The following is an 18,654-nucleotide window of genomic DNA, read 5'->3' as shown; positions in this document are numbered from 1 at the left end:
GCCCTAAAGCATGATCCGGAAAAGTGCGCAGCGGTTTTCCGAAAAGATCATGCTTAAACAACAACCTAAAGCGCGATGACGATTCATCCTAATCGCATCGCGCTTTAGTCCACCGAGACCCCGGCGAACTCGACCACCTTGCGCCACTTCTCGGTCTCGTTCGCGACCAGCTTGCCGAACTCGGCCGGCGTCATCGGCTTGGGGATGCCGCCGGTCTCGGCGAGCTTCGCCACCAGCTTCGGGTCCTTCAACGCTTCGCCGACGGCCTTGTTGAGGACCTCGATCACCTCGGGCGGGGTGCCCTTCGGCGCGGAGATGCCGTAGAAGCCGACCGATTCGAAGCCCGGCACGGTCTCGGCGATCGCGGGCACGTCGGGCACGCTCGGCCAGCGCTGCGGCGAGGTCACGCCGAGCGCGCGGACGGTGCCGCCCTTCACCTGCTCCATGGCCGAGGGCAGATTGTCGAAGATCAGCTGCACCTTGTTGGAGATGATGTCGGGGAAGGCGATGGCCGAGCCGCGATAGGGCACGTGCACCATGTCGCACTTCGTCATCACCTTGAACAGCTCGGCCGACATGTGCACCGAGGTGCCGTTGCCGGACGAGGCAAAGGAGATCTTGCCGGGATTGGCCTTGCAATAGTCGATGAACTCCTGAACCGTCTTCGGCGGAAACGCGTTGGAGACGACCAGCATGTTGGTGAGCTGCATGATGCTCGCGACCGGCACGGTGTCGCGCAGGAAGTCGAAGGGCAGCTTCTTGTAGAGCGAGGTCGAGATCGCGTTGTTGGGCGCGACGAACAGCAGCGTGTAGCCGTCCGGCGGCGAGTTGATCGCGGCGGCGGCGGCGATGTTGCCGCCGGAGCCGGTGCGGTTCTCGACGATGACCTGCTGGCCGAGCCGCTCCGACAGCCACTGCGCCATGATCCGCGCCACGATGTCGACCGGGCCGCCGGCGGAGAAGCCGATCAGCCAGTGCACGGGGCGGTCGGGATAGGCGGCGGAGGCGGGAGGGGTGGTGCTGAAAAGACCTAAGAGAACTGCGAGTCCGAACAAACCGTGACGCAAGATTCGCAACATGACACCTCCCATTGCTTTATTGTGGTTGGCTGCATGCTTTCACAAAATCGGGTCGCTGCCTATATCGCCGCAAGTCGGTGTTGACGCAGGTCCCAGGAGCGACCATGAGATTCGCGATGATCCTCGTCGGTGCGGCGCTGCTCGCAAGCCCCGCCGCCGCGCAAACCGGAGGCACGGCCATTCCGACCACGACGATCAGCCTGACGATCAGCCTTGGCACCGCAACCCCCGGCGGCGGCTTTCCGCTGTACGGCAACGCCTTTGCCGAGGTGATGAACGCGGCCGATCCGCAAATGTCCATCGCCCCACGCAACACCAAGGGCAGCAACGAGAACATCCCGCTTTTGGAAAAGGGCGAGCTCGATCTCGCGCTCGTCGCGGGCGAGCCGGCCTATGAAGCCTTCGCGGGCATCGGCCGCGCACCCGTGCGGCTGAAGATCCTCACCGCGATCTATTCCAACCCCGGCATGTTCGTGGTGCGCGCGGATAGTCCCTACAGGACGATCCGCGATCTCGTCGGTCAGCCCGTCGCGTTCGGCGCGAAAGGCTCGGGCCTGCCGATCCTGGCGCGCTACGTGCTGGACGGGCTCGGCCTGAAGCAGGACGAGGACTTCAGGGCGGTCTATCTCGACCGCGCCGGCGATGGCCCCGCGATGGTCGAGGACGGCCGCGTCGCCGCGCTGTGGGGCGCCGGCATCGGCTGGCCCGGCTTTGCCGCGGTCGCTTCGAGCCCGGCAGGCGCGCGCTTCATCGCGCCCAGTGCCGAAGAGATCACGCGCATCCGCGCCAGGCATGCGTTCCTGAAACCGCTCACCGTGCCGGCGGGCAGCTATCCGAACCAGACCGCGCCGATCGCTTCGCTGGGGTCGTGGAGCTTCGTGCTGACGCGCGAGGATTTGCCCGACGATGTCGCCTATCGGCTCGCGAAGACACTGCACGGTGTCGAGGCGACGTTCTGCAGGAAGCTCGCCCAGGCCTGCGAGACCAATGCGGCGAACACCGTCGCGGCAGCGCCGAGGCCGGAGCTGATCCATCCCGGCGTGATGAAGTATTTTCGCGAGATCGGGGTGGTGAAATAAGCGCGCTGCATCCGCACTTCCCTCCTTCTCCCCTTGTGGGAGAAGGTGGCGCGAAGCGCCGGATGAGGGGTTGTCTCCGCGGATTCAAATGAGAGTTGGTCCCGCGGAGACAACCCCTCACCCGGCTGCGCTTCGCGCAGCCACCCTCTCCCACAAGGGGAGAGGGTGCACCGTCAGCGCGGCCCACTTTCACTTCTTCACCATCGCACAGGCGGGGTCCGGCGGGCCGAACGCCTTGTCGCCTGAGATCGTGGTGAGGATCTTGTAATAGTCCCACGGATATTTGCTCTCCTCCGGCGTCTTCACCTGCACCAGCCAGAGGTCGTGCACCATCAGATTGTCCTCGCGCAGGCGGCCATTGCGGGCGAAGAAATCCTCGATCGGCCTTTCCCGCATCTTGGCGGCCACCTTGAGCGGATCGTCGGTGCCGGTCTCCTTGATGGCGTTGAGATAGTGCATCACGCTGGAATAGACGCCGGCCTGCCACATCGACGGCATCTTGTTCATCTTGGCGAAGTAGCGCTTCGACCATTCGCGGGTCTTGTCGTCCATGTCCCAGTAGAACGACGTGGTCAGGAGCAGGCCTTGCGCGGCCTGCAGGCCGAGGCCGTGGATGTCGGTGATCAGCGCGAGCAGCGCCGCCATCTGCTGGCCGCCCTTGAACACGCCGAACTCGGCGCCGGTCTTGATCTCGTTCATGTTGTTGGGGGGACCGGCGGCAATGCCGATGATCTTGGCCTTGGAGGCCTGGGCCTGCAGCACGAAGGAGGAGAGGTCGGGCGTTGCCAGCGGCGGCCGCACCGAGCCCAGCACCTTGCCGCCATTGGCGGTGACGACGGCGGACGCATCGCGCTCCAGCGAGTGGCCGAAGGCGTAGTCGTCGGTGATGAAGAACCAGCTGTCGCCGCCGCGCTTGACCACCGCATCCGCCGTGCCAACCGCGAGCGCGCGGGTGTCGAACACCCATTGGATCGCGTAAGGCGAGCAGAACTTGCCGTGGAAATCCGCGGTGCCGGTGGAGTGGGTGATGAACAGCCGCTTCTTCTCGTTGGCGATGTTCTGCACCGCGAGCCCGACCGCGGAGACCGGCACGTCGACGATCAGATCGACCTGCTCGATGTCGTACCAGCGCCGCGCGAGCGAGGCGCCGATATCGGCCTTGAGCTGGTGGTCGCCGATCACGACGCTGATCGGCTTGCCGAGCACGGTGCCGCCGAAATCGTCGATCGCCATCTGCGCCGCGGTCACCGAGCCCTGGCCGGTCGGCGCGGAGGCGGGGCCGTTCATGTCGGTGAGCACGCCGATCTTGACGACGTCGTCGGAGACCTGGGCCATTGCGGCACCCGGCAGCAATGCCGTCACCAAGGCAGCCGCGACCGGCAGTCCAAATCTGGTTGGATTCACGCTTGTCCTCCCTGAGCCGGCTCGTTGGCCGGTGTTGCATCCGGGTATGGCCCGGCTGAATTGGTTTCTTTTGCAACTATTCGGGGGCAGGCGTCAACGTCAGGCCGCGAAGCGGATCTGTCCTGCGGGCGAGGGATCGTAGCCGGTCAGTTCCTCGGCGCGCTGGCGCAGCCGCCGCTCGTTCAGGAAGCGGAGCACGGCCTGCATCGCCGGGCGGAAATAGCTGCGCTGCCGCATCGCGAGGTCAAGATTCTCCCAGACCAGCGGCACGAAATCGAGACCGGCCGAACGCGCCGCGGCGCGCGTCGCGATGCCGCAATCGGCCTGGCCGGCGCGGACCAGTTCGGCAAGATCCGGCCCGGTCAGGGCCGACGTTTCGATGCGGCGCAGATCGCGCGTCGAGGCGCCCGCGCGCTTCAGGAGCACGTCGAGCAGCATCTGCGCGCCCGTGCCCTGTTGCCGCATCGCCATCCGGGCGCCGAGTGCGAGCACGTCCGTCAGGCCGTGCAGCCGCTTGGGATTGCCGTGCGGCAGCACCAGACCCTCTTCGCGGCGCACGAACGCGACCAGCACCACGTCATGCAGGTCCGGCGTGGCCCGCAGGGCTTCGATACTGGCATCGCTGGCGAGATCGTCCGAGGGGGTCAAGGCGTGGAAGTGCACCGCCGCAGCCATCACCTCGTTACGCTGCAGGCGCTCGAGCCCGCGCGCGCTGCCCTCGCTCATCGATCCCAGGCCAGAGCCGGATTCGCGCAGACTCCAATCCAATAATTCGTCCTGGCTGCCGCCGACGACCGGCGGCGGCTCCGCGATCAACATGCCGGCCGGACGTGCCAGTCCCGACAGGACCCAGAGGTCGAGCTCGTGCCGCGGGAAGAGCCATTTCCCCGTCACTTTGGTGCAGGGGATCGCACCGGTGGTGACGAGTTCGTAAAGCTTGCGTTCGCCGAGCCGAAGATATTCGGCGGCTTCGCTGGTCGTCAGGAATTCCATCCTGCATTCCTATGCAAATTATTGCTTCTTTTTGACGCCCGACGCAGGTGGAATTCTGCATTTCAGATTTTTTGTCGGCGGGAACCATGCCCGATCATCTCGCCGCTTTGCAATACATCCCGCACGCGCGATTTCTGCTTTGGTGAACGATCCTGAATCAATCGCTCGCGCGGCGCGCCTCGGCGGCGTTGCCGAAATTTCCCGGCCAGGCCGCGCGAAAACGCGTCACGAGTGCGGCGCAATCGCTCATCATCATGATAACGTCATAGCCAAGGGAACCCCGATCATGGGCCGCCTGTCCGTTGTATTTGCGCTTCTCTGCGGGCTTGCCGCGGGCGTTGCGGCGTCATCCGCGGAGGACCGCGGCATCGTCCTCGCCACGACCACGGCGACGCAGGAGTCCGGCCTGCTCGATCATCTGCTGCCGATCTTCCGCGACAAGGCCGGCATCGAGGTCACCGTGATCGCGCGGCGCGCCGACGAAGTGCTCGACGGGGCGCGACGGGGCGAGGTCGACGTCGTGCTGATGCACGCGCGGCCTCAGGAGGAGAAATTCATCGCCGACGGATTTGGCGTGAAGCGCTACAACGTGATGTACAACGATTATGTGCTGATAGGGCCGAAGAGCGATCCCGCGGGCGTGAAGGGCAAGGACATCGCAACGGCGCTGAAGGCGATCGAAGCCAAGGGCGCGCCGTTCGTGACGCGCGGCGATCGGTCAGGCACCCACGCCGCGGAACTCGCGCTCTGGATCGTCGCCGGCATCGACATCGCCGCCGCCAAGGGCGCCTGGTATCGCGAGGCCGGGCAGGGCATGGCCTCGGCGCTCCACGCAGCGCGCGCCGCAAATGCATATGTGCTGGCGGACCGCGGCAGCTGGATCGCCTTCAAAGATCGCGGCGATCTCGACATCGTCGTCGAGGGCGACAGGCGTCTGCTCAACCAGTACGGCGTGATGCTGGTCAACCCTGCGAAGTTTCCGAACGTGAAGAAAGACCTCGGGCAGACCTTCATCGACTGGCTGACATCGCCGGAGGGGCAGACGGCGATCGCCGGCTACAAGGTCGACGGGCAGCAGCTGTTCTTCCCCAACTCCGACAGGTCGGGCGGTTGAAGCCCGCATCGCCGGCGGTTGCCAAAGCGGGCGATGCATGGTCCATCATGGCGCATGACCCAGCGCCTGCCGCCCTCGCTGACGCCGCTCGACAGCGCCCTCGCCGCGTTGCTGAACGGGCTTGAGCCGCGTGCAGCGGTCGAGCTGCCGCTGGCAGAAGCCGCCGGCTGCATCGCGGCAGGCACGCCGCTGCTCGCGGCCCGTCCGCCCCACGACATCGCCGCCGCGGACGGCTGGGCGCTGCGCGCCAACGATCTCGTCGGCGCGTCCTCTTATTCGCCGCTGCCATTGACAAGCGTGCCCGTGTGGGTCGAGGCCGGCGACGCGATGCCGGCAGGATCCGACTGTGTGCTCGATGCCGATGCCGTGGAGGTGTCGGGGCCGCTGGTGCAGGTGCTGGCGGAGGGCGTGCCCGGACAAGGCGTCCGGCGCGCCGGCAAAGACATCGCGGAAGGCACGCCTGCCGGCGCCGAGGGCCATCCGGTCGGTGCGGCCGATCTCTTGATGGCGCGCGTTGCGGGTCTGGAGAAGCTCGGCGTGCGGCGGCCCCGGCTGCACATTGTCAATGTTCCGGGCGCAACGGCAACGATGCATATGGTCGCCGGGCTCGCGCGGGCGGCGGGACTCGACGTCGAGACGCGTCAAGCTCGGGCACGCGACGAAGCATCGATTGCCTATGTGCTCGATGCGTCCTCTTGCGATCTTCTGCTGATGATCGGCGGCAGCGGCGTCGGCCGCCAGGACGCCGCCATCATGGCCCTGGCCCAGCGCGGCGAGGTGATGGCGCACGGCCTTGCGCTCCAGCCCGGACGCACTGCCGCGGTCGGACGGCTCGGACAGGTTCCCGTCGTCGCCTTGCCCGGCTCGCCCGATCATGCGCTTGCGGCCTGGCTCGCGCTCGTGCTGCCGCTGGTCGATCGTCTGTCGGCGCGTCGCCCGCGCCGACGGGTGACCTTGCCGCTCGCGCGAAAAATCGCATCCGGTGTCGGCATCGCCGAGATCGCTTTGCTGGCCGGGGAACATCGCGCCTGGATGCCGCTTGCCGTGGGCGAATGGCCGCTTCAGGCCATCGCCCGTGCGGACGCGTGGCTGCTCATTCCCGCCAGTCACGAGGGATTTGCGGCAGGTACGGCGGTCGATGCCCATCTGTTGCGGGAGTGATATGGGTCGTGGCATGACGATGATCCCGAAATCACCGGACCGCAGCGCGCTCGAGCAGGAACAGTTCCTCGAGATCCTCTCGCGCGAGGAGGCCCTGGCGCGCTTCGAGGCGGCCTTGTTCCCGCGCGTGCTTCCGAGCGAATTGCGCAAGCTCGCCGCCGCGCTCGGTGCGGCACTCGCCGAGGACGTCACCGCGCCGATCGACGTGCCGCCGTTCGACAGGTCCAATGTCGACGGCTTTGCGGTGCGCTCCGCGGATCTTGCGGCGGCCGGCGAGGGCGCGCCCGTGCGCCTCGCGCTGAATGGCGAGACCATTCATTGCGGCACCGCCCCGAGGCTGCAGGTGGCGACCGGCACCGCGACGCCGATTGCCACCGGCGGTCCGCTGCCGCGCGGTGCCGATGCCGTGGTCATGGTCGAGCACACCCAGCCGGCGGGCCTCAATGCGATCGACGTCCGTCGCGCCGTCTCGCCGGGCCAATTCGTCTCGTACGCCGGATCCGACATCGCGCGCGGCGAGGCGCTGCTGCGCGCCGGCACCCTCGTCGGCTCGCGTGAGATCGGCATGCTGGCGGCTTGCGGCATTGCCGAGGCGAGTGTCGTGCGCAAGCCGCGGGTTGCCGTGATCTCCACCGGCGACGAACTGGTTCAGCCCGGCCAGCCGCTCGCGCCTGCCGAAATCTACGATACCAACGGCGCCATCGTCGCGGCCGCGGTCGACGAGAATGGCGGCGAGGCCGTCTTCCTCGGCGCCATTCCCGACGATGAAGCCAGGCTCGAAGCTGCCATGCGCGGCGCGCTCGCGGATGCCGACATGCTGGTGCTGTCAGGCGGCACCTCGAAAGGCGCGGGCGACCTGTCCCATCGCATCATCGGCCGGCTCGGCAAGCCCGGCATCATCGCGCATGGTGTCGCGCTCAAGCCCGGCAAGCCGCTGTGCCTTGCGGTGTGCGACGGCAAGCCGGTGGTGATCCTGCCGGGCTTTCCGACCTCGGCGATGTTCACCTTTCACGACATGATCGTGCCGGTGCTGCGCAGGCTGGCCGGCCTGCCGCCACGCTCCGATGCCAAGGCGAACGCGACCGTACCGGTGCGCATTGCGTCCGAGCTCGGTCGCACCGAATTCGTCATGGTCTCGCTGGTCGAGGGCAAGAATGGGTTAATCGCCTATCCCTCCGGCAAGGGCTCTGGCGCGATCACGTCCTTCGCGCAGGCCGACGGTTTCTTGCGCATCGACGCGCTCGCCGACCAGATGCCGGCCGGGACCGCAACCGAGGTGACGCTGTTCACGCCGCATGTGCGCGTGCCGGATCTCGTCATCGTCGGCAGCCATTGCACCGGCCTCGATCTCGTCACCGCTGGGCTCGCGCATGCCGGCCTGGCCGTGCGCTCGATCGCCGTCGGCAGCCTCGGTGGACTCGCAGCCGCCAAGCGCGGCGAATGCGATGTCGCGCCGATCCACCTGTTCGACGACAAGAGCGAGAGCTACAACTCGCCCTATCTCGTCGACGGCCTCGAGCTCGTGCCGGGCTGGCGGCGGATGCAGGGCATTGTCTTCCGCAAGGGCGACAGGCGTTTCGAGGGCCTTGATGCGAAGGAGGCGGTGGCCGGCGCGCTCTCTGATCCCGCCTGCATCATGGTCAACCGCAACCAGGGTGCCGGCACCCGCATCCTGATCGACCGGCTGCTCGGCGGCGCGCGCCCGGAAGGCTATTGGAACCAGCCGCGCTCGCACAACGCCGTCGCGGCGGCCGTCGCGCAGCATCGCGCCGACTGGGGCATGACCATTGCGCCGGTCGCCGATGCGGCCGGCCTCGGTTTCATTGCGCTCGCGGAAGAGCATTATGACTTTGCGCTGGTGACGGCGCGCAAATCGCGCCCGGCGGTCCAGGCCTTTCTCGACGCACTCGGCTCGAATGAGGTGCGCGCGGCGCTCGGGCGAGCGGGTTTCCGGCCCGCCTAGACAACAGCCGAGGCGCGGCGTTCGAGCCATGCGCGATGGGGAGGAGATGGCAAGCATGAACTTGGATGGCCGCCGCTACGACCAAGGAATATGAGCCAGGTCACGACTGCATCGACGCCCTTCAATTTCCGCAGGCTTGCTACACTCATCGCGACGGCCGGAACGCTGTTCTGGCTCTACACCTTCTATCACATCGCGAATGTCCCGCAGGGGGACCGCAGCGGCTTTCAATGGCTCGCGGTGTTTCCGCTAGGCATGGTCTTCGGGGCGTTCTTTCTGCCGGCCTGGCTGCTGGTTGCGATCGGCCGTCTGCCGCGATTCACCACTGCCCTCGGTCTCTGCGGCCTGATCGCCTTCGCGATCATCTGGGCGCAGCTTCTCAACGAGTTTCCGAAATCGTAACGCCGCTAGGCCGCGTCGTCCAGCGCGGCCAGCCGCTCGGCCTCGGCGATGTCCTCGACCGTGTTGGCGTTGAAGAACGGATCGAGCGGCTCGGTGGGCCACGTCACCGTTGCGAGCGGATAGCGCGCGGTCCAGCGGTCGATCTTGCGGAGGTCCTCGACGACCAGCGCGTGGCGCAACTCCTCGCGCAAGGCGACCCGCCACAGGCCGATCACGGGATGCGACTGCTCGCCCGATGCGGCAACGGCGAGCTGCGCGTTCTCGCGCACGCGTGCTTCATGCAGGCGGACAACCAGATCGCGCGGCAGGAACGGGCAGTCGCCGGCGGCGCTGACCACCCATTCGATCTCCGGCCGGTTCGTCGCGGTCCAGTCGAGCGCAGCGAGGATGCCGGCGAGGGGGCCGGGAAAGCCGGGCACGTCGTCGGCGACGACGTGCAGGCCGAAGGCAGCAAAGCGGGCGGGATCGCCGTTCGCGTTGAGGATCAGCCCGCTGCACTGGGGCGAAAGGCGCGCGATCACGCGCTCCAGGATGGTGCGCCCGCCAATGGTGCGCATCGGCTTGTCGCCGCCGCCCATGCGCCGTGCGAGGCCGCCGGCGAGCAGCACGCCGAGAGTCGATGGAACGCTCGTTGCCGGAATCCTAGTCGTCACCACCTTCACCCTTGCGCTTGTGCCTGGCCGACTCCTCCTCGACGTAAGCGAGGTTCTGGTCGTAGACGATGCGCTCCTCGCCCGCGAGCGCGATGAAGCGCTTTCCGCGGGTGCGTCCCACCAGCGTCAGCCCGACCTGCCTTGCGAGATCGACGCCCCAGGCGGTGAAGCCGGAGCGCGACACCAGAATCGGAATGCCCATGCGGACGGTCTTGATCACCATCTCCGAGGTGAGACGCCCGGTGGTGTAGAGGATCTTGTCGCCAGGCTCGACGCCGTGGCGGTACATCCAGCCAGCAATCTTGTCGACGGCGTTGTGGCGGCCGACGTCCTCGGTGTAGCAGAGTGGTTCTCCCGCCTTGCACAGCACACAGCCGTGGATCGCGCCGGCCTCGAGATAGAGCGAAGGCATGGTGTTGATGGTCTGCGTCATCTGGTAGAGCCAGGAGGTGCGCAGCTCCGCCTTCGGCAGCGCGACACTCTCGACGGCCTCTAGCAGATCACCGAAGGCGGTTCCTTGCGCGCAGCCCGAGGTCTGCGTGCGCTTCTTCAGCTTGGCCTCGAAATTGGTGTGATGTGCGGTGCGCACCACGACCACCTGGAGGTCGTCGTCGTATTCGACCTCGGTGACCACGTCGTTGAATTTCAGCATGTTCTGGTTCAGCAGATAGCCGAGCGCCAGATATTCGGGATAGTCGCCGATCGTCATCATGGTGACGATCTCCTGGGCATTCAGGTAGAGCGTCAGTGGCCGCTCCATCGGGACCTTGATCTCGACCCTGGCGCCGGTCTGGTCGGTCCCGGTCACGCTCTGGGTCAGGCGCGGGTCGTCGGGGTTGGGGATGATCAGGGGCACCGGGGCTTTGTCGATCTTCATCATGGCGGCGAGGTTAGCATGACATTCGGGTCAAGCCGATATATGCATGGCGGGGAATGGACAAAATGCCTCCGTTCGTCATTGCGAGCGCAGCGAAGCAATCCAGGATCTTTCCACGGAGGCGGTCTGGATTGCTTCGCTACGCTCGCAATGACGGGGAGAGGCCGGAGGTTCCATCGGCCAGCGAGCCGTTGGCGGAGATCGAACGGTTATGAAAGTCATCGGCCTTGCAGGCTGGAGCGGTGCGGGCAAGACCACGCTGTTGACGCGGCTGATTCCGCATTTCAATGCGCAAGGCCTGCGTGTCTCCGTGATCAAGCATGCGCATCACCAGTTCGACGTCGACGTGCCCGGCAAGGATTCCTGGCGCCATCGCGAGGCCGGCGCGGCGGAGGTGCTGGTCGCTTCCTCGAACCGCTGGGCCCTGATGCACGAGCTGCGCGGGGCGGCGGAGCCGCGGCTGCCGGAGCTGCTCGGCAAGCTCTCCGCCGTCGATCTCGTCGTGGTCGAGGGTTTCAAGCGTGAGCCGCATCGCAAGATCGAGGTGCACCGCGCCGGCAACGGCAAGCCGCTGCTGTTTCCCGATGATCCCGGGATTGCCGGGATTGCGAGCGACGTCGCGATTGACACCAGGCTGCCGACTGTCCATCTCGACGATATCGCGGCTGCCGCGGAACTGTTGCTGCGCGCGGCGATGCCGGTCGAGGAAGCGGTGGCAAAGAGCGCCGCGATACGCTGACGAGGCACCATGGCGCAACTATCGGACGATTGCTTTGCCTTCGGCGGCCCGATGATGTCGGTCGACGAAGCCGTTGGCCTCATCACGACGCGCGTCAACGCGATTGTCGATCTCGAAACCGTGGCGCTCGTCGATGCCGACGGCCGCGTGCTCGCGCGCGATGTGGCCGCACCTTTGCCGCTGCCGCCGTTCACCAACTCCGCCGTCGACGGGTACGCCCTGCGCAATGCCGACCTTCCGGAAAGCGCCGAACGGGCGTTCCCGCTCGACGGTCGCATCCAGGCCGGCGGCGTTGCACAGGCGCCGATCAAGCCCGGTCACACCGCGCGCATCTTCACCGGCGCGCCGATGCCGCCCGATGCGGACACCGTCTTCATGCAGGAGGACGTCCGCATCGATGGCTCCGGCAGGATCGTGCTGCCGCCGGGGCTGAAGCGTGGGGCCAATGTCCGTCCCGCAGGCGAGGACATTCCGCAAGGTCAGGTCGCGCTGCGCGCCGGCCAACGCTTGCGACCGCAGCATGTCGCCCTTGCCGCCGCGTTCGGCCTGACGGGGCTCGAGGTCGTCAGGCGCATCCGTGTCGCCGTGTTCTCGACCGGGGATGAATTGGCGTCGCCCGGCGAACCGCGCGCCGCCTCGCAGCTGTTCGATTCCAACCGTTTCATGCTGATGGCGATGCTGCGCCGGCTCGGCTGCGAGGTCAGCGACCTCGGCATTCTGCGCGACGAGCGCAGTTCGCTCGCGAACGGCTTGAAGCAGGTCGCAGGTCACCATGACCTGATCCTCACCACCGGCGGTGTCTCGACCGGCGAGGAGGATCACGTCAAGGCGGCGGTCGAGAGCATCGGCTCGCTGGTGCTGTGGCGGATGGCGATCAAGCCCGGGCGTCCCGTGGCGATGGGCATCATCGGCGGCACGCCGCTGATCGGATTGCCCGGCAATCCCGTCGCGAGCTTCGTGACGTTCGTCCATGTGGTGCGACCGACGGTGTTGGCGCTGGCGGGGGGCTTGCCGGAGCCGTTGACGCCCATCCCGCTGCGCGCGGCGTTCTCTTACAGGAAGAAGGCCGGCCGGCGCGAATATGTGCGCGCCTCCCTGCGGCGCGCGCAGGACGGTGCGCTCGAGGCGATCAAGTTTCCGCGCGAAGGGGCCGGGCTGCTGTCGTCGCTGGTCGAGACCGATGGCCTCGTCGAACTCGGCGAGGACATCACGAATGTCGAGCCGGGGCAGGACGTCGGCTTCCTGTCCTACGCGGGTCTGCTCTAGGCGCCCTTGCGTTGACGCGATCGACCGGTCCCGCCATGCTGCAGCCATGACCAGAACCATGCTCGATCTCACCGGACTGAAATGCCCGTTGCCCGCCCTGAAGACGCGCAAGGCGCTCAAGCCTTTGCAGCCGGGCGATCAGCTCGAGGTTCACTGCACCGATCCCCTGTCGGTGATTGACATTCCGAACCTGATCCGCGAGACCGGCGACAAGGTCGAGATCACCGAGCGCAACGAGGCGCGCATCGTGTTCCTGGTCGAAAAGAGCGGCGCCCCGTAAAAAGGCGAATGTTCACGGCGGCGACGTTTGACTATGCTGCGCCTGCGGGGGAACGGCCGTAGCTTTCGCTGCGCTGCGAAAGATGCCGATTATCGCGGTGGATGATCTCAAACCCAAGATTCTCAAACCTAAGACATCGGGCATGACTTTCTCAACATCGAGGGCAAGCGCAGCCGCAAATCCCGCGGTGGGACGCGAGCCTGACGTCAAGCTCGGCAAGGCGGCTGCAGGACCGGAGTTCAGCGCGCTGGCGCAGGCCTCCATCCTGATCGTCGACGACGAGCCGGGCATGCGCAATTTCCTGGTGCGCACGCTTGCGCCGCGCTGCAAGCTGGTGGACGAGGCGGCCGATACCGACCAGGCCTCGCGCAAGCTCGATTCCAACCGCTACGACGTCGTCATTCTCGACAACATCATGCCAGGCAAGAATGGCGTCGACTGGCTCGCCGAGCAGCGCGCCGTCGGCTTTTTCGCCGACGCGATCCTGATCACCGCCTATGCCGACCTCGACACCGCGATCCAGGCCCTGCGCGCCGGTGCGGCCGATTTCGTGCTCAAGCCGTTCCGCTCCAACCAGATCCTCAACGCGGTGGCACGATGCCTCGACCGCGTCCGCCTCCAGCGCGAGAATTATGTCCTGCGCTACGCTCTGCGTGCCTCGTCAGACCGCACCTTTCTGCGCGACAATCTGATCGGACAGTCGGCAGCGACGCTGCGCGTGCGTGAGACCATTGCGCGCGTCGCGCGCCTGCCGACCTCGATTCTCCTCACCGGCGAATCCGGCACCGGCAAGGAAGTGGCAGCGCGCTCGATCCACTCGCTGTCCGACCGCGCCGACAAGCCCTTCGTGCCGGTGAATTGCGCGGCGATCCCGCCCGACATGATCGAGGCCGAGCTGTTCGGACACATCAAGGGCGCCTTCACGGGCGCCGATTCGGGCCGCGAGGGCTTGTTCCTGTATGCCCATGGCGGCACGCTGTTCCTCGACGAGATCGGGGAGCTGCCGCTGCCGATGCAGAGCAAGCTGCTCCGCGTGCTCGAAGACCGCCGCGTGCGTCCGGTCGGCTCCGAGCGTGAAGTTCCGGTCGACCTGCGCTTCATCTTCGCGACCAATGCCGAGCTTCAGAAGGAGGTCGAGAAGGGCCGCTTCCGGGCCGACCTGTTCTACCGGCTCAACGTGATGCAGATCCGCCTGCCGCTCCTGAAGGATCGCGGCGACGACGTGCAGGAGCTCGCCACCATCTTCATGAGCAAGCTGTCGGTGCAGCTCGGCATGCCGCCGGTGCCGATCGACGCCTCGGTGCGGGCGGCGCTCGCAAGCTATGATTGGCCGGGCAATGTGCGCGAGCTGCGCAATTTGATCGAGCGCACGCTGATCCTCGGCGCCTTCCCCGACGATTTCGCCGGTCCCCGCAACAACGGTCAGTCGGCGCCTGCCGACAGTCTCGCCGAGCTCGAGCGCCGTCACATTCTCGGCGTGCTGAAGGAGGTCAATGGCAACCGCGAGGAGGCGGCTCGGCGTCTCGGCATCTCGCGCAAGACCATCGACCGCAAATGCGCGTTGTGGGATGTCTGATGCTGCCGGCCGCAGCGGCGAGCCCGTGCGGGGACGCTCCGTCCGCTTCCGGCTGCTCGCGATCGCGCTGCTGCCGATGCTGGTCATCCTGCCGCTCCTGCTCGGCGTTGCGATCTATCGCTGGAACGCGAAATTCGACGCGACCCTGATCTCCAAGGTGAACGGCGATCTCACCATCGCCCACCAATATCTTGCCCGCATCCTGGAAAAGACCGGCGTCCAGATCCGGGCGCTCAGCCTGTCGGCCCGCTTCCACGAGGTGCTGGCGCCGGATGCGCGCGGCTCCCTGCAGGATCTGCTCGACGAGACCCGCAGGGAGATCGGTCTCGATTTCCTGTATCTGACCAACGGTCGCGGCGACGTCCTGGCCTCATCGCCGCCGTTGCAGCATCAACCGAGAAGTGACTGGCCGATCATCGTGTCGGCGCTGTCGGGCCAGGTCCCTGCGACGGGCGTCGACATTTTCGGCAATGACGAGCTCGCCGCGATTTCCCCGGCCCTGGCCGAGCGCGCGCGACTGGACCTCGTGCCGACCCCGAACGCGGTGCCGACCGACCGCAGCACGGAGACGCGCGGCATGGTCGTGCATGCGGCGAGTCGGGCGATGCTGCCCGACGGTGGCGCCGCTGCGCTGGTCGGCGGCACGCTGCTCAACCAGAATCTGGAATTCATCGACACGATCAATGATCTCGTTTATCGCGCGGCGAGCCTGCCGGAGGGCAGCCAGGGCACCGCGACGCTGTTCCTGGACGACGTGCGGATATCGACCAACGTCCGCCTGTTCGAGGGACGGCGCGCGCTCGGCACGCGCGTGTCGGCGGCGGTGCGCTCGGCCGTGCTGGGCGAGGGGCGCACCTGGCTAGACAGCGCCTTCGTGGTCAACGACTGGTACATCTCCGCCTACGAGCCGCTGGTCGACAGTTATGGCAAGCGGGTCGGCATGCTCTATGTCGGCTTCCTGGAGAAGCCGTTCAGCGAAGCCAAATACCAGACATTGGTGATCATCGTCGCAGCGTTCATCGCGATCACCGCCGCGACCGTGCCGATCTTCCTGCGCTGGGCGACCTCCATCTTCATGCCGCTGGAGCGCGTCACGGCGACGATCGCCGAGGTGGAGCGCGGCAACCTCTCCGCCCGCACCAGCATGCCGGTGTTGGGTGACGAGATCGGCCGCGTCGCGGTTCATCTCGACAGCCTGCTCGACCAGATCCAGGAGCGCGACCGGCAGCTCCGGGAATGGAATGAGGAGCTGAACGTCCGCGTGCGGGAGCGCACCCGCGACCTCGAGCACGCCAATCTCAAGCTCGAGGCCACCACCAAGCAGCTCATCATGTCCGAGAAGCTGGCTGCGATCGGCGAGATCACCGCCGGCGTTGCCCACGAGATCAACAATCCGATCGCGGTGATGCAGGGCAATCTCGACGTCATCCGCAGCGTGTTCGGCGCCGATGCCGACAAGGCGAAGGTCGAGTTTCGCCTGCTCGACGAGCAGATTCACCGCATCAGCCAGATCGTGACCAAGCTGTTGCAGTTTGCAAGGCCGGAGGAATATGCCGGCTATGTCGAGCGCCATGCGCCGGCCAGCGTCATCTCCGACTGTCTGCCGCTGGTGCAGCATCTTCTGAACAAGACCGAGATCGCCGTGGTCAGGGACGACCGCGCCAACCGGCTCGTGCTGATGAACCGCAACGAGCTGCAGCAGGTATTGGTCAATCTCATCGTCAACGCGATCCACGCCATGCCGGACGGCGGAACCCTGACGCTCCGCTCCTTCGATGTCGAGCGCGACGGCCATCGAGGCGTCGCCATCGAGGTCACCGATACCGGCATCGGCATGAACGAAGAGGTGATCGAGAAGATCTTCGATCCCTTCTACACCACGAAACGGCGGCAAGGCACCGGGCTCGGCCTCTCCATCAGCCAGACGCTGATCAAGCGCCAGGGTGGACAGATCACGGCCGAAAGCCGCGTCGGCTCCGGAAGTACGTTCACGGTGTGGCTGCCGGAAGCGACCTGATTGGACATTTTGTCCGAGGCTTCCAGGACATTCTGTCCGCCGCAGCACATTGCGCTGCGGGAAGTCGTTGAATCGTCACGATGCGACTTCTGGCACGCGCGTTGCTCATCTCAGGACAGGGTGTTGAGGGGGGATGAGGGCGCAATAGCGCAATAGCCGTCACGGCAACGCTGCTTGCGAGGCGAAGGGACAACCCGCGATCGGCTGCTTGCTCGGCGCATATGACGCGATGCGCACCGGATGATTCCGCTTCGGCATGAAATCCGACCAGTCATGCGCGGCTGCCAAGCTCGCACACGACCGGTCTCAAACCGATGTGCCGGCAAGGCCGCGCCTGGGAGGTAATACTTATGACGACTGCCGATACTGTTCTTGCACCGGTCGGTGCTTCCGGCTTCCTCGATCGTGAACGCACGATCGCGACGGCCGGCTTCAATCGCTGGCTGGTGCCGCCGGCGGCGCTGTGCATCCATCTCTGTATCGGCATGGCCTACGGCTTCTCGGTGTTCTGGCTGCCGCTGTCGCGTGCGATCGGCGTCACGGCGCCGAAGGCCTGTCCGGACATGTCGCTGTGGCAGGAGCTGTTCACCACGAGCTGCGACTGGAAGGTCGCCAGCCTGGGCTGGATGTACACGCTGTTCTTCGTGCTGCTCGGCGTCTCCGCCGCGATCTGGGGCGGCTGGCTCGAGCGGGTCGGTCCGCGCAAGGCCGGCTTCGTCGCGGCTCTGTGCTGGTGCGGCGGCCTGTTTCTCGGCGCGATCGGCATCTACACCCACCAGCTCTGGCTGATGTGGCTGGGCTCGGGTGTGATCGGCGGCGTCGGTCTTGGCCTCGGCTACATCTCGCCGGTGTCGACGCTGGTGAAATGGTTCCCTGATCGCCGCGGCATGGCGACCGGCATGGCCATCATGGGCTTTGGCGGCGGTGCCATGATCGGCGCGCCGCTGGCGAATCTCCTGATGAACTACTTCAAGAGCCCGACCTCGGTCGGCGTCTGGGAGACGTTCGTTGCGATGGGCGTCATCTACTTCGTGTTCATGATGATCGGCGCGTTCCGCTATCGCATTCCGCCGACCGGCTGGCAGCCCGAGGGCTGGACGGCGCCGGTCAAGGCCAATGCGATGATCTCCAAGAACAACGTCCACCTGAATGACGCGCACAAGACACCGCAGTTCTGGCTGATCTGGTGGGTGCTGTGTCTCAACGTCTCAGCCGGTATCGGCGTGATCGGCATGGCCTCGCCGATGCTTCAGGAGATCTTCGCCGGCAAGTTGATCGGCCTGCCCGACGTCGGCTTCAACCAGCTCGATGCCGGACAGAAGGCGCAGATCGCAGCGATCGCCGCGGGCTTCGCCGGCCTGCTGTCGCTGTTCAACATCGGGGGCCGGTTCTTCTGGGCCTCGCTGTCGGACAAGATCGGACGCAAGAACACCTACTACACGTTCTTCATCCTCGGCATCGTGCTTTACGCGCTGGCGCCGACCTTCGCGGCGATGGGCTCGAAGCTGCTCTTCGTGCTCGGCTTCGGCATCATCCTGTCGATGTATGGCGGCGGCTTCGCCACCGTGCCGGCCTATCTCGCCGACATGTTCGGCACCCAGTTCGTCGGTGCCATCCACGGGCGCCTGCTGACGGCATGGTCGACCGCGGGCATCATCGGCCCGGTCGTGGTGAACTACATCCGCGAGTTCCAGCTCGCGGCCGGCGTTCCCCGCGACCAGCTCTACAACACCACCATGTACATCCTCTGCGCCATGCTGGTCGCAGGCCTGATCTGCAACTACCTGATCAAGCCCGTCGACTCGAAGTGGCATATGAGCGATGCCGACGTCGCCAAGCTCCAGGCCGCCAGCGCCAGCGCCGCCGCCGCCGGACCGCACGGCTCCTACGGCATCGGCTTCGGCGGGCTCGACGCCAAGGCGGCGCTGTTCTGGGCCTTCGTCGGCATTCCGCTCGCCTGGGGTGTCTGGAAGACCCTGGAGAGCGCGGTCAAGATTTTCTGATCGCGCATTCACCGCCGGGAGCGCGCCATGCGCGCTCCCGCTGCTCAT

The 18,654-nt window shown here is 66.2% G+C and carries 16 protein-coding genes; 11 read left to right on the top strand and 5 right to left on the bottom strand.

Annotated elements, in window-relative coordinates; genetic code table 11:
- Positions 1-104 precede the first annotated feature (104 nt).
- Positions 105-1,079: a Bug family tripartite tricarboxylate transporter substrate binding protein gene (locus AC1RQP_RS24320; RefSeq protein WP_492938804.1), complete on the bottom strand. Its 975-nt coding sequence runs from the start codon at positions 1,077-1,079 to the stop codon at positions 105-107.
- A gap of 104 nt (positions 1,080-1,183) precedes the next feature.
- Here AC1RQP_RS24320 and AC1RQP_RS24315 point away from each other — a divergent pair, with 104 nt between their 5' ends.
- On the top strand, positions 1,184-2,158 hold the full coding sequence (locus AC1RQP_RS24315) for a TAXI family TRAP transporter solute-binding subunit (protein WP_492938803.1): 975 nt from the start codon (positions 1,184-1,186) through the stop codon (positions 2,156-2,158).
- Positions 2,159-2,347: 189 nt separating this feature from the next.
- Here the strand turns inward: AC1RQP_RS24315 and AC1RQP_RS24310 are convergent, their stop codons facing one another.
- Positions 2,348-3,562, bottom strand: a complete 1,215-nt coding sequence (locus tag AC1RQP_RS24310; RefSeq protein WP_492938802.1) for an ABC transporter substrate-binding protein — start codon at positions 3,560-3,562, stop codon at positions 2,348-2,350.
- A 99-nt stretch (positions 3,563-3,661) separates the two neighbouring features.
- Positions 3,662-4,555, bottom strand: coding sequence for a substrate-binding domain-containing protein (locus AC1RQP_RS24305; protein ID WP_492938801.1), 894 nt, complete (start codon positions 4,553-4,555; stop codon positions 3,662-3,664).
- Between the two features lie 286 nt (positions 4,556-4,841).
- Between AC1RQP_RS24305 and AC1RQP_RS24300 the strand changes: the two genes are divergently transcribed.
- The 4 genes from AC1RQP_RS24300 (at position 4,842) to AC1RQP_RS24285 (ending at position 9,195) form a co-directional block, all read left to right on the top strand.
- The gene (locus AC1RQP_RS24300) at positions 4,842-5,669 is read left to right on the top strand and encodes an ABC transporter substrate-binding protein (protein ID WP_492938800.1); all 828 of its coding nucleotides are present in this window, start codon (positions 4,842-4,844) and stop codon (positions 5,667-5,669) included.
- Between the two features lie 54 nt (positions 5,670-5,723).
- Positions 5,724-6,830 (top strand): molybdopterin-binding protein, encoded by a 1,107-nt coding sequence (locus tag AC1RQP_RS24295; protein WP_492938799.1) that lies wholly within the window; start codon positions 5,724-5,726, stop codon positions 6,828-6,830.
- A 13-nt stretch (positions 6,831-6,843) separates the two neighbouring features.
- Positions 6,844-8,793 carry a molybdopterin biosynthesis protein gene (locus AC1RQP_RS24290; protein WP_492938798.1) on the top strand — a complete coding sequence of 650 codons (1,950 nt, stop codon included), beginning with the start codon at positions 6,844-6,846 and terminating at the stop codon, positions 8,791-8,793.
- Between the two features lie 90 nt (positions 8,794-8,883).
- Positions 8,884-9,195, top strand: coding sequence for a hypothetical protein (locus AC1RQP_RS24285; RefSeq protein WP_239621646.1), 312 nt, complete (start codon positions 8,884-8,886; stop codon positions 9,193-9,195).
- Positions 9,196-9,200: 5 nt separating this feature from the next.
- On the opposite strand, the gene mobA is transcribed toward AC1RQP_RS24285, so the two are convergent.
- Both mobA and AC1RQP_RS24275 read right to left on the bottom strand, forming a co-directional pair.
- On the bottom strand, positions 9,201-9,857 hold the full coding sequence (gene mobA, locus AC1RQP_RS24280; protein ID WP_492938797.1) for a molybdenum cofactor guanylyltransferase MobA: 657 nt from the start codon (positions 9,855-9,857) through the stop codon (positions 9,201-9,203).
- A complete protein-coding gene (locus AC1RQP_RS24275; RefSeq protein ID WP_131873679.1) occupies positions 9,838-10,728 on the bottom strand; it encodes a formate dehydrogenase accessory sulfurtransferase FdhD in 891 nt (296 codons plus the stop codon). Before AC1RQP_RS24275 ends, mobA begins: the two co-directional genes overlap by 20 nt.
- Before the next feature lie 208 nt (positions 10,729-10,936).
- Here AC1RQP_RS24275 and mobB point away from each other — a divergent pair, with 208 nt between their 5' ends.
- The 6 genes from mobB to AC1RQP_RS24245 all read left to right on the top strand — a co-directional run bounded on the left by mobB (position 10,937) and on the right by AC1RQP_RS24245 (position 18,606).
- Positions 10,937-11,464 (top strand): molybdopterin-guanine dinucleotide biosynthesis protein B, encoded by a 528-nt coding sequence (gene mobB / locus AC1RQP_RS24270; RefSeq protein ID WP_028181370.1) that lies wholly within the window; start codon positions 10,937-10,939, stop codon positions 11,462-11,464.
- A 9-nt stretch (positions 11,465-11,473) separates the two neighbouring features.
- Positions 11,474-12,730 (top strand): molybdopterin molybdotransferase MoeA, encoded by a 1,257-nt coding sequence (locus AC1RQP_RS24265; protein ID WP_492938796.1) that lies wholly within the window; start codon positions 11,474-11,476, stop codon positions 12,728-12,730.
- 46 nt (positions 12,731-12,776) lie between these two features.
- Positions 12,777-13,010 (top strand): sulfurtransferase TusA family protein, encoded by a 234-nt coding sequence (locus tag AC1RQP_RS24260; RefSeq protein ID WP_061024365.1) that lies wholly within the window; start codon positions 12,777-12,779, stop codon positions 13,008-13,010.
- Positions 13,011-13,152: 142 nt separating this feature from the next.
- Positions 13,153-14,586 (top strand): sigma-54-dependent transcriptional regulator, encoded by a 1,434-nt coding sequence (locus tag AC1RQP_RS24255; protein WP_061878740.1) that lies wholly within the window; start codon positions 13,153-13,155, stop codon positions 14,584-14,586.
- The gene (locus AC1RQP_RS24250; protein ID WP_492938795.1) at positions 14,579-16,603 is read left to right on the top strand and encodes a sensor histidine kinase; all 2,025 of its coding nucleotides are present in this window, start codon (positions 14,579-14,581) and stop codon (positions 16,601-16,603) included. Before AC1RQP_RS24255 ends, AC1RQP_RS24250 begins: the two co-directional genes overlap by 8 nt.
- Positions 16,604-16,953: 350 nt before the next feature.
- Complete coding sequence (locus AC1RQP_RS24245; protein WP_239621652.1) at positions 16,954-18,606, top strand: OFA family MFS transporter; 1,653 nt, start codon at positions 16,954-16,956, stop codon at positions 18,604-18,606.
- Positions 18,607-18,654 lie beyond the last annotated feature (48 nt).

The sequence above is a fragment of the Bradyrhizobium sp. GW821-FHT13H06 genome (genome assembly GCF_058803975.1).
The sequence above is the reverse complement of the archived record's forward strand: the minus strand, read 5'-3'. Positions and strand labels throughout refer to the sequence as shown.

Coding starts and splice junctions, on each gene's coding strand:
- AC1RQP_RS24320 (WP_492938804.1), bottom strand. CDS start 1,079: ATGTTGCGAATCTTGCGTCACGGTTTGTTCGGACTCGCAGTTCTCTTA.
- AC1RQP_RS24315 (WP_492938803.1), top strand. CDS start 1,184: ATGAGATTCGCGATGATCCTCGTCGGTGCGGCGCTGCTCGCAAGCCCC.
- AC1RQP_RS24305 (WP_492938801.1), bottom strand. CDS start 4,555: ATGGAATTCCTGACGACCAGCGAAGCCGCCGAATATCTTCGGCTCGGC.
- AC1RQP_RS24300 (WP_492938800.1), top strand. CDS start 4,842: ATGGGCCGCCTGTCCGTTGTATTTGCGCTTCTCTGCGGGCTTGCCGCG.
- AC1RQP_RS24295 (WP_492938799.1), top strand. CDS start 5,724: ATGACCCAGCGCCTGCCGCCCTCGCTGACGCCGCTCGACAGCGCCCTC.
- AC1RQP_RS24290 (WP_492938798.1), top strand. CDS start 6,844: ATGACGATGATCCCGAAATCACCGGACCGCAGCGCGCTCGAGCAGGAA.
- AC1RQP_RS24285 (WP_239621646.1), top strand. CDS start 8,884: ATGAGCCAGGTCACGACTGCATCGACGCCCTTCAATTTCCGCAGGCTT.
- AC1RQP_RS24275 (WP_131873679.1), bottom strand. CDS start 10,728: ATGATGAAGATCGACAAAGCCCCGGTGCCCCTGATCATCCCCAACCCC.
- mobB (WP_028181370.1), top strand. CDS start 10,937: ATGAAAGTCATCGGCCTTGCAGGCTGGAGCGGTGCGGGCAAGACCACG.
- AC1RQP_RS24265 (WP_492938796.1), top strand. CDS start 11,474: ATGGCGCAACTATCGGACGATTGCTTTGCCTTCGGCGGCCCGATGATG.
- AC1RQP_RS24260 (WP_061024365.1), top strand. CDS start 12,777: ATGACCAGAACCATGCTCGATCTCACCGGACTGAAATGCCCGTTGCCC.
- AC1RQP_RS24255 (WP_061878740.1), top strand. CDS start 13,153: ATGACTTTCTCAACATCGAGGGCAAGCGCAGCCGCAAATCCCGCGGTG.
- AC1RQP_RS24250 (WP_492938795.1), top strand. CDS start 14,579: ATGTCTGATGCTGCCGGCCGCAGCGGCGAGCCCGTGCGGGGACGCTCC.
- AC1RQP_RS24245 (WP_239621652.1), top strand. CDS start 16,954: ATGACGACTGCCGATACTGTTCTTGCACCGGTCGGTGCTTCCGGCTTC.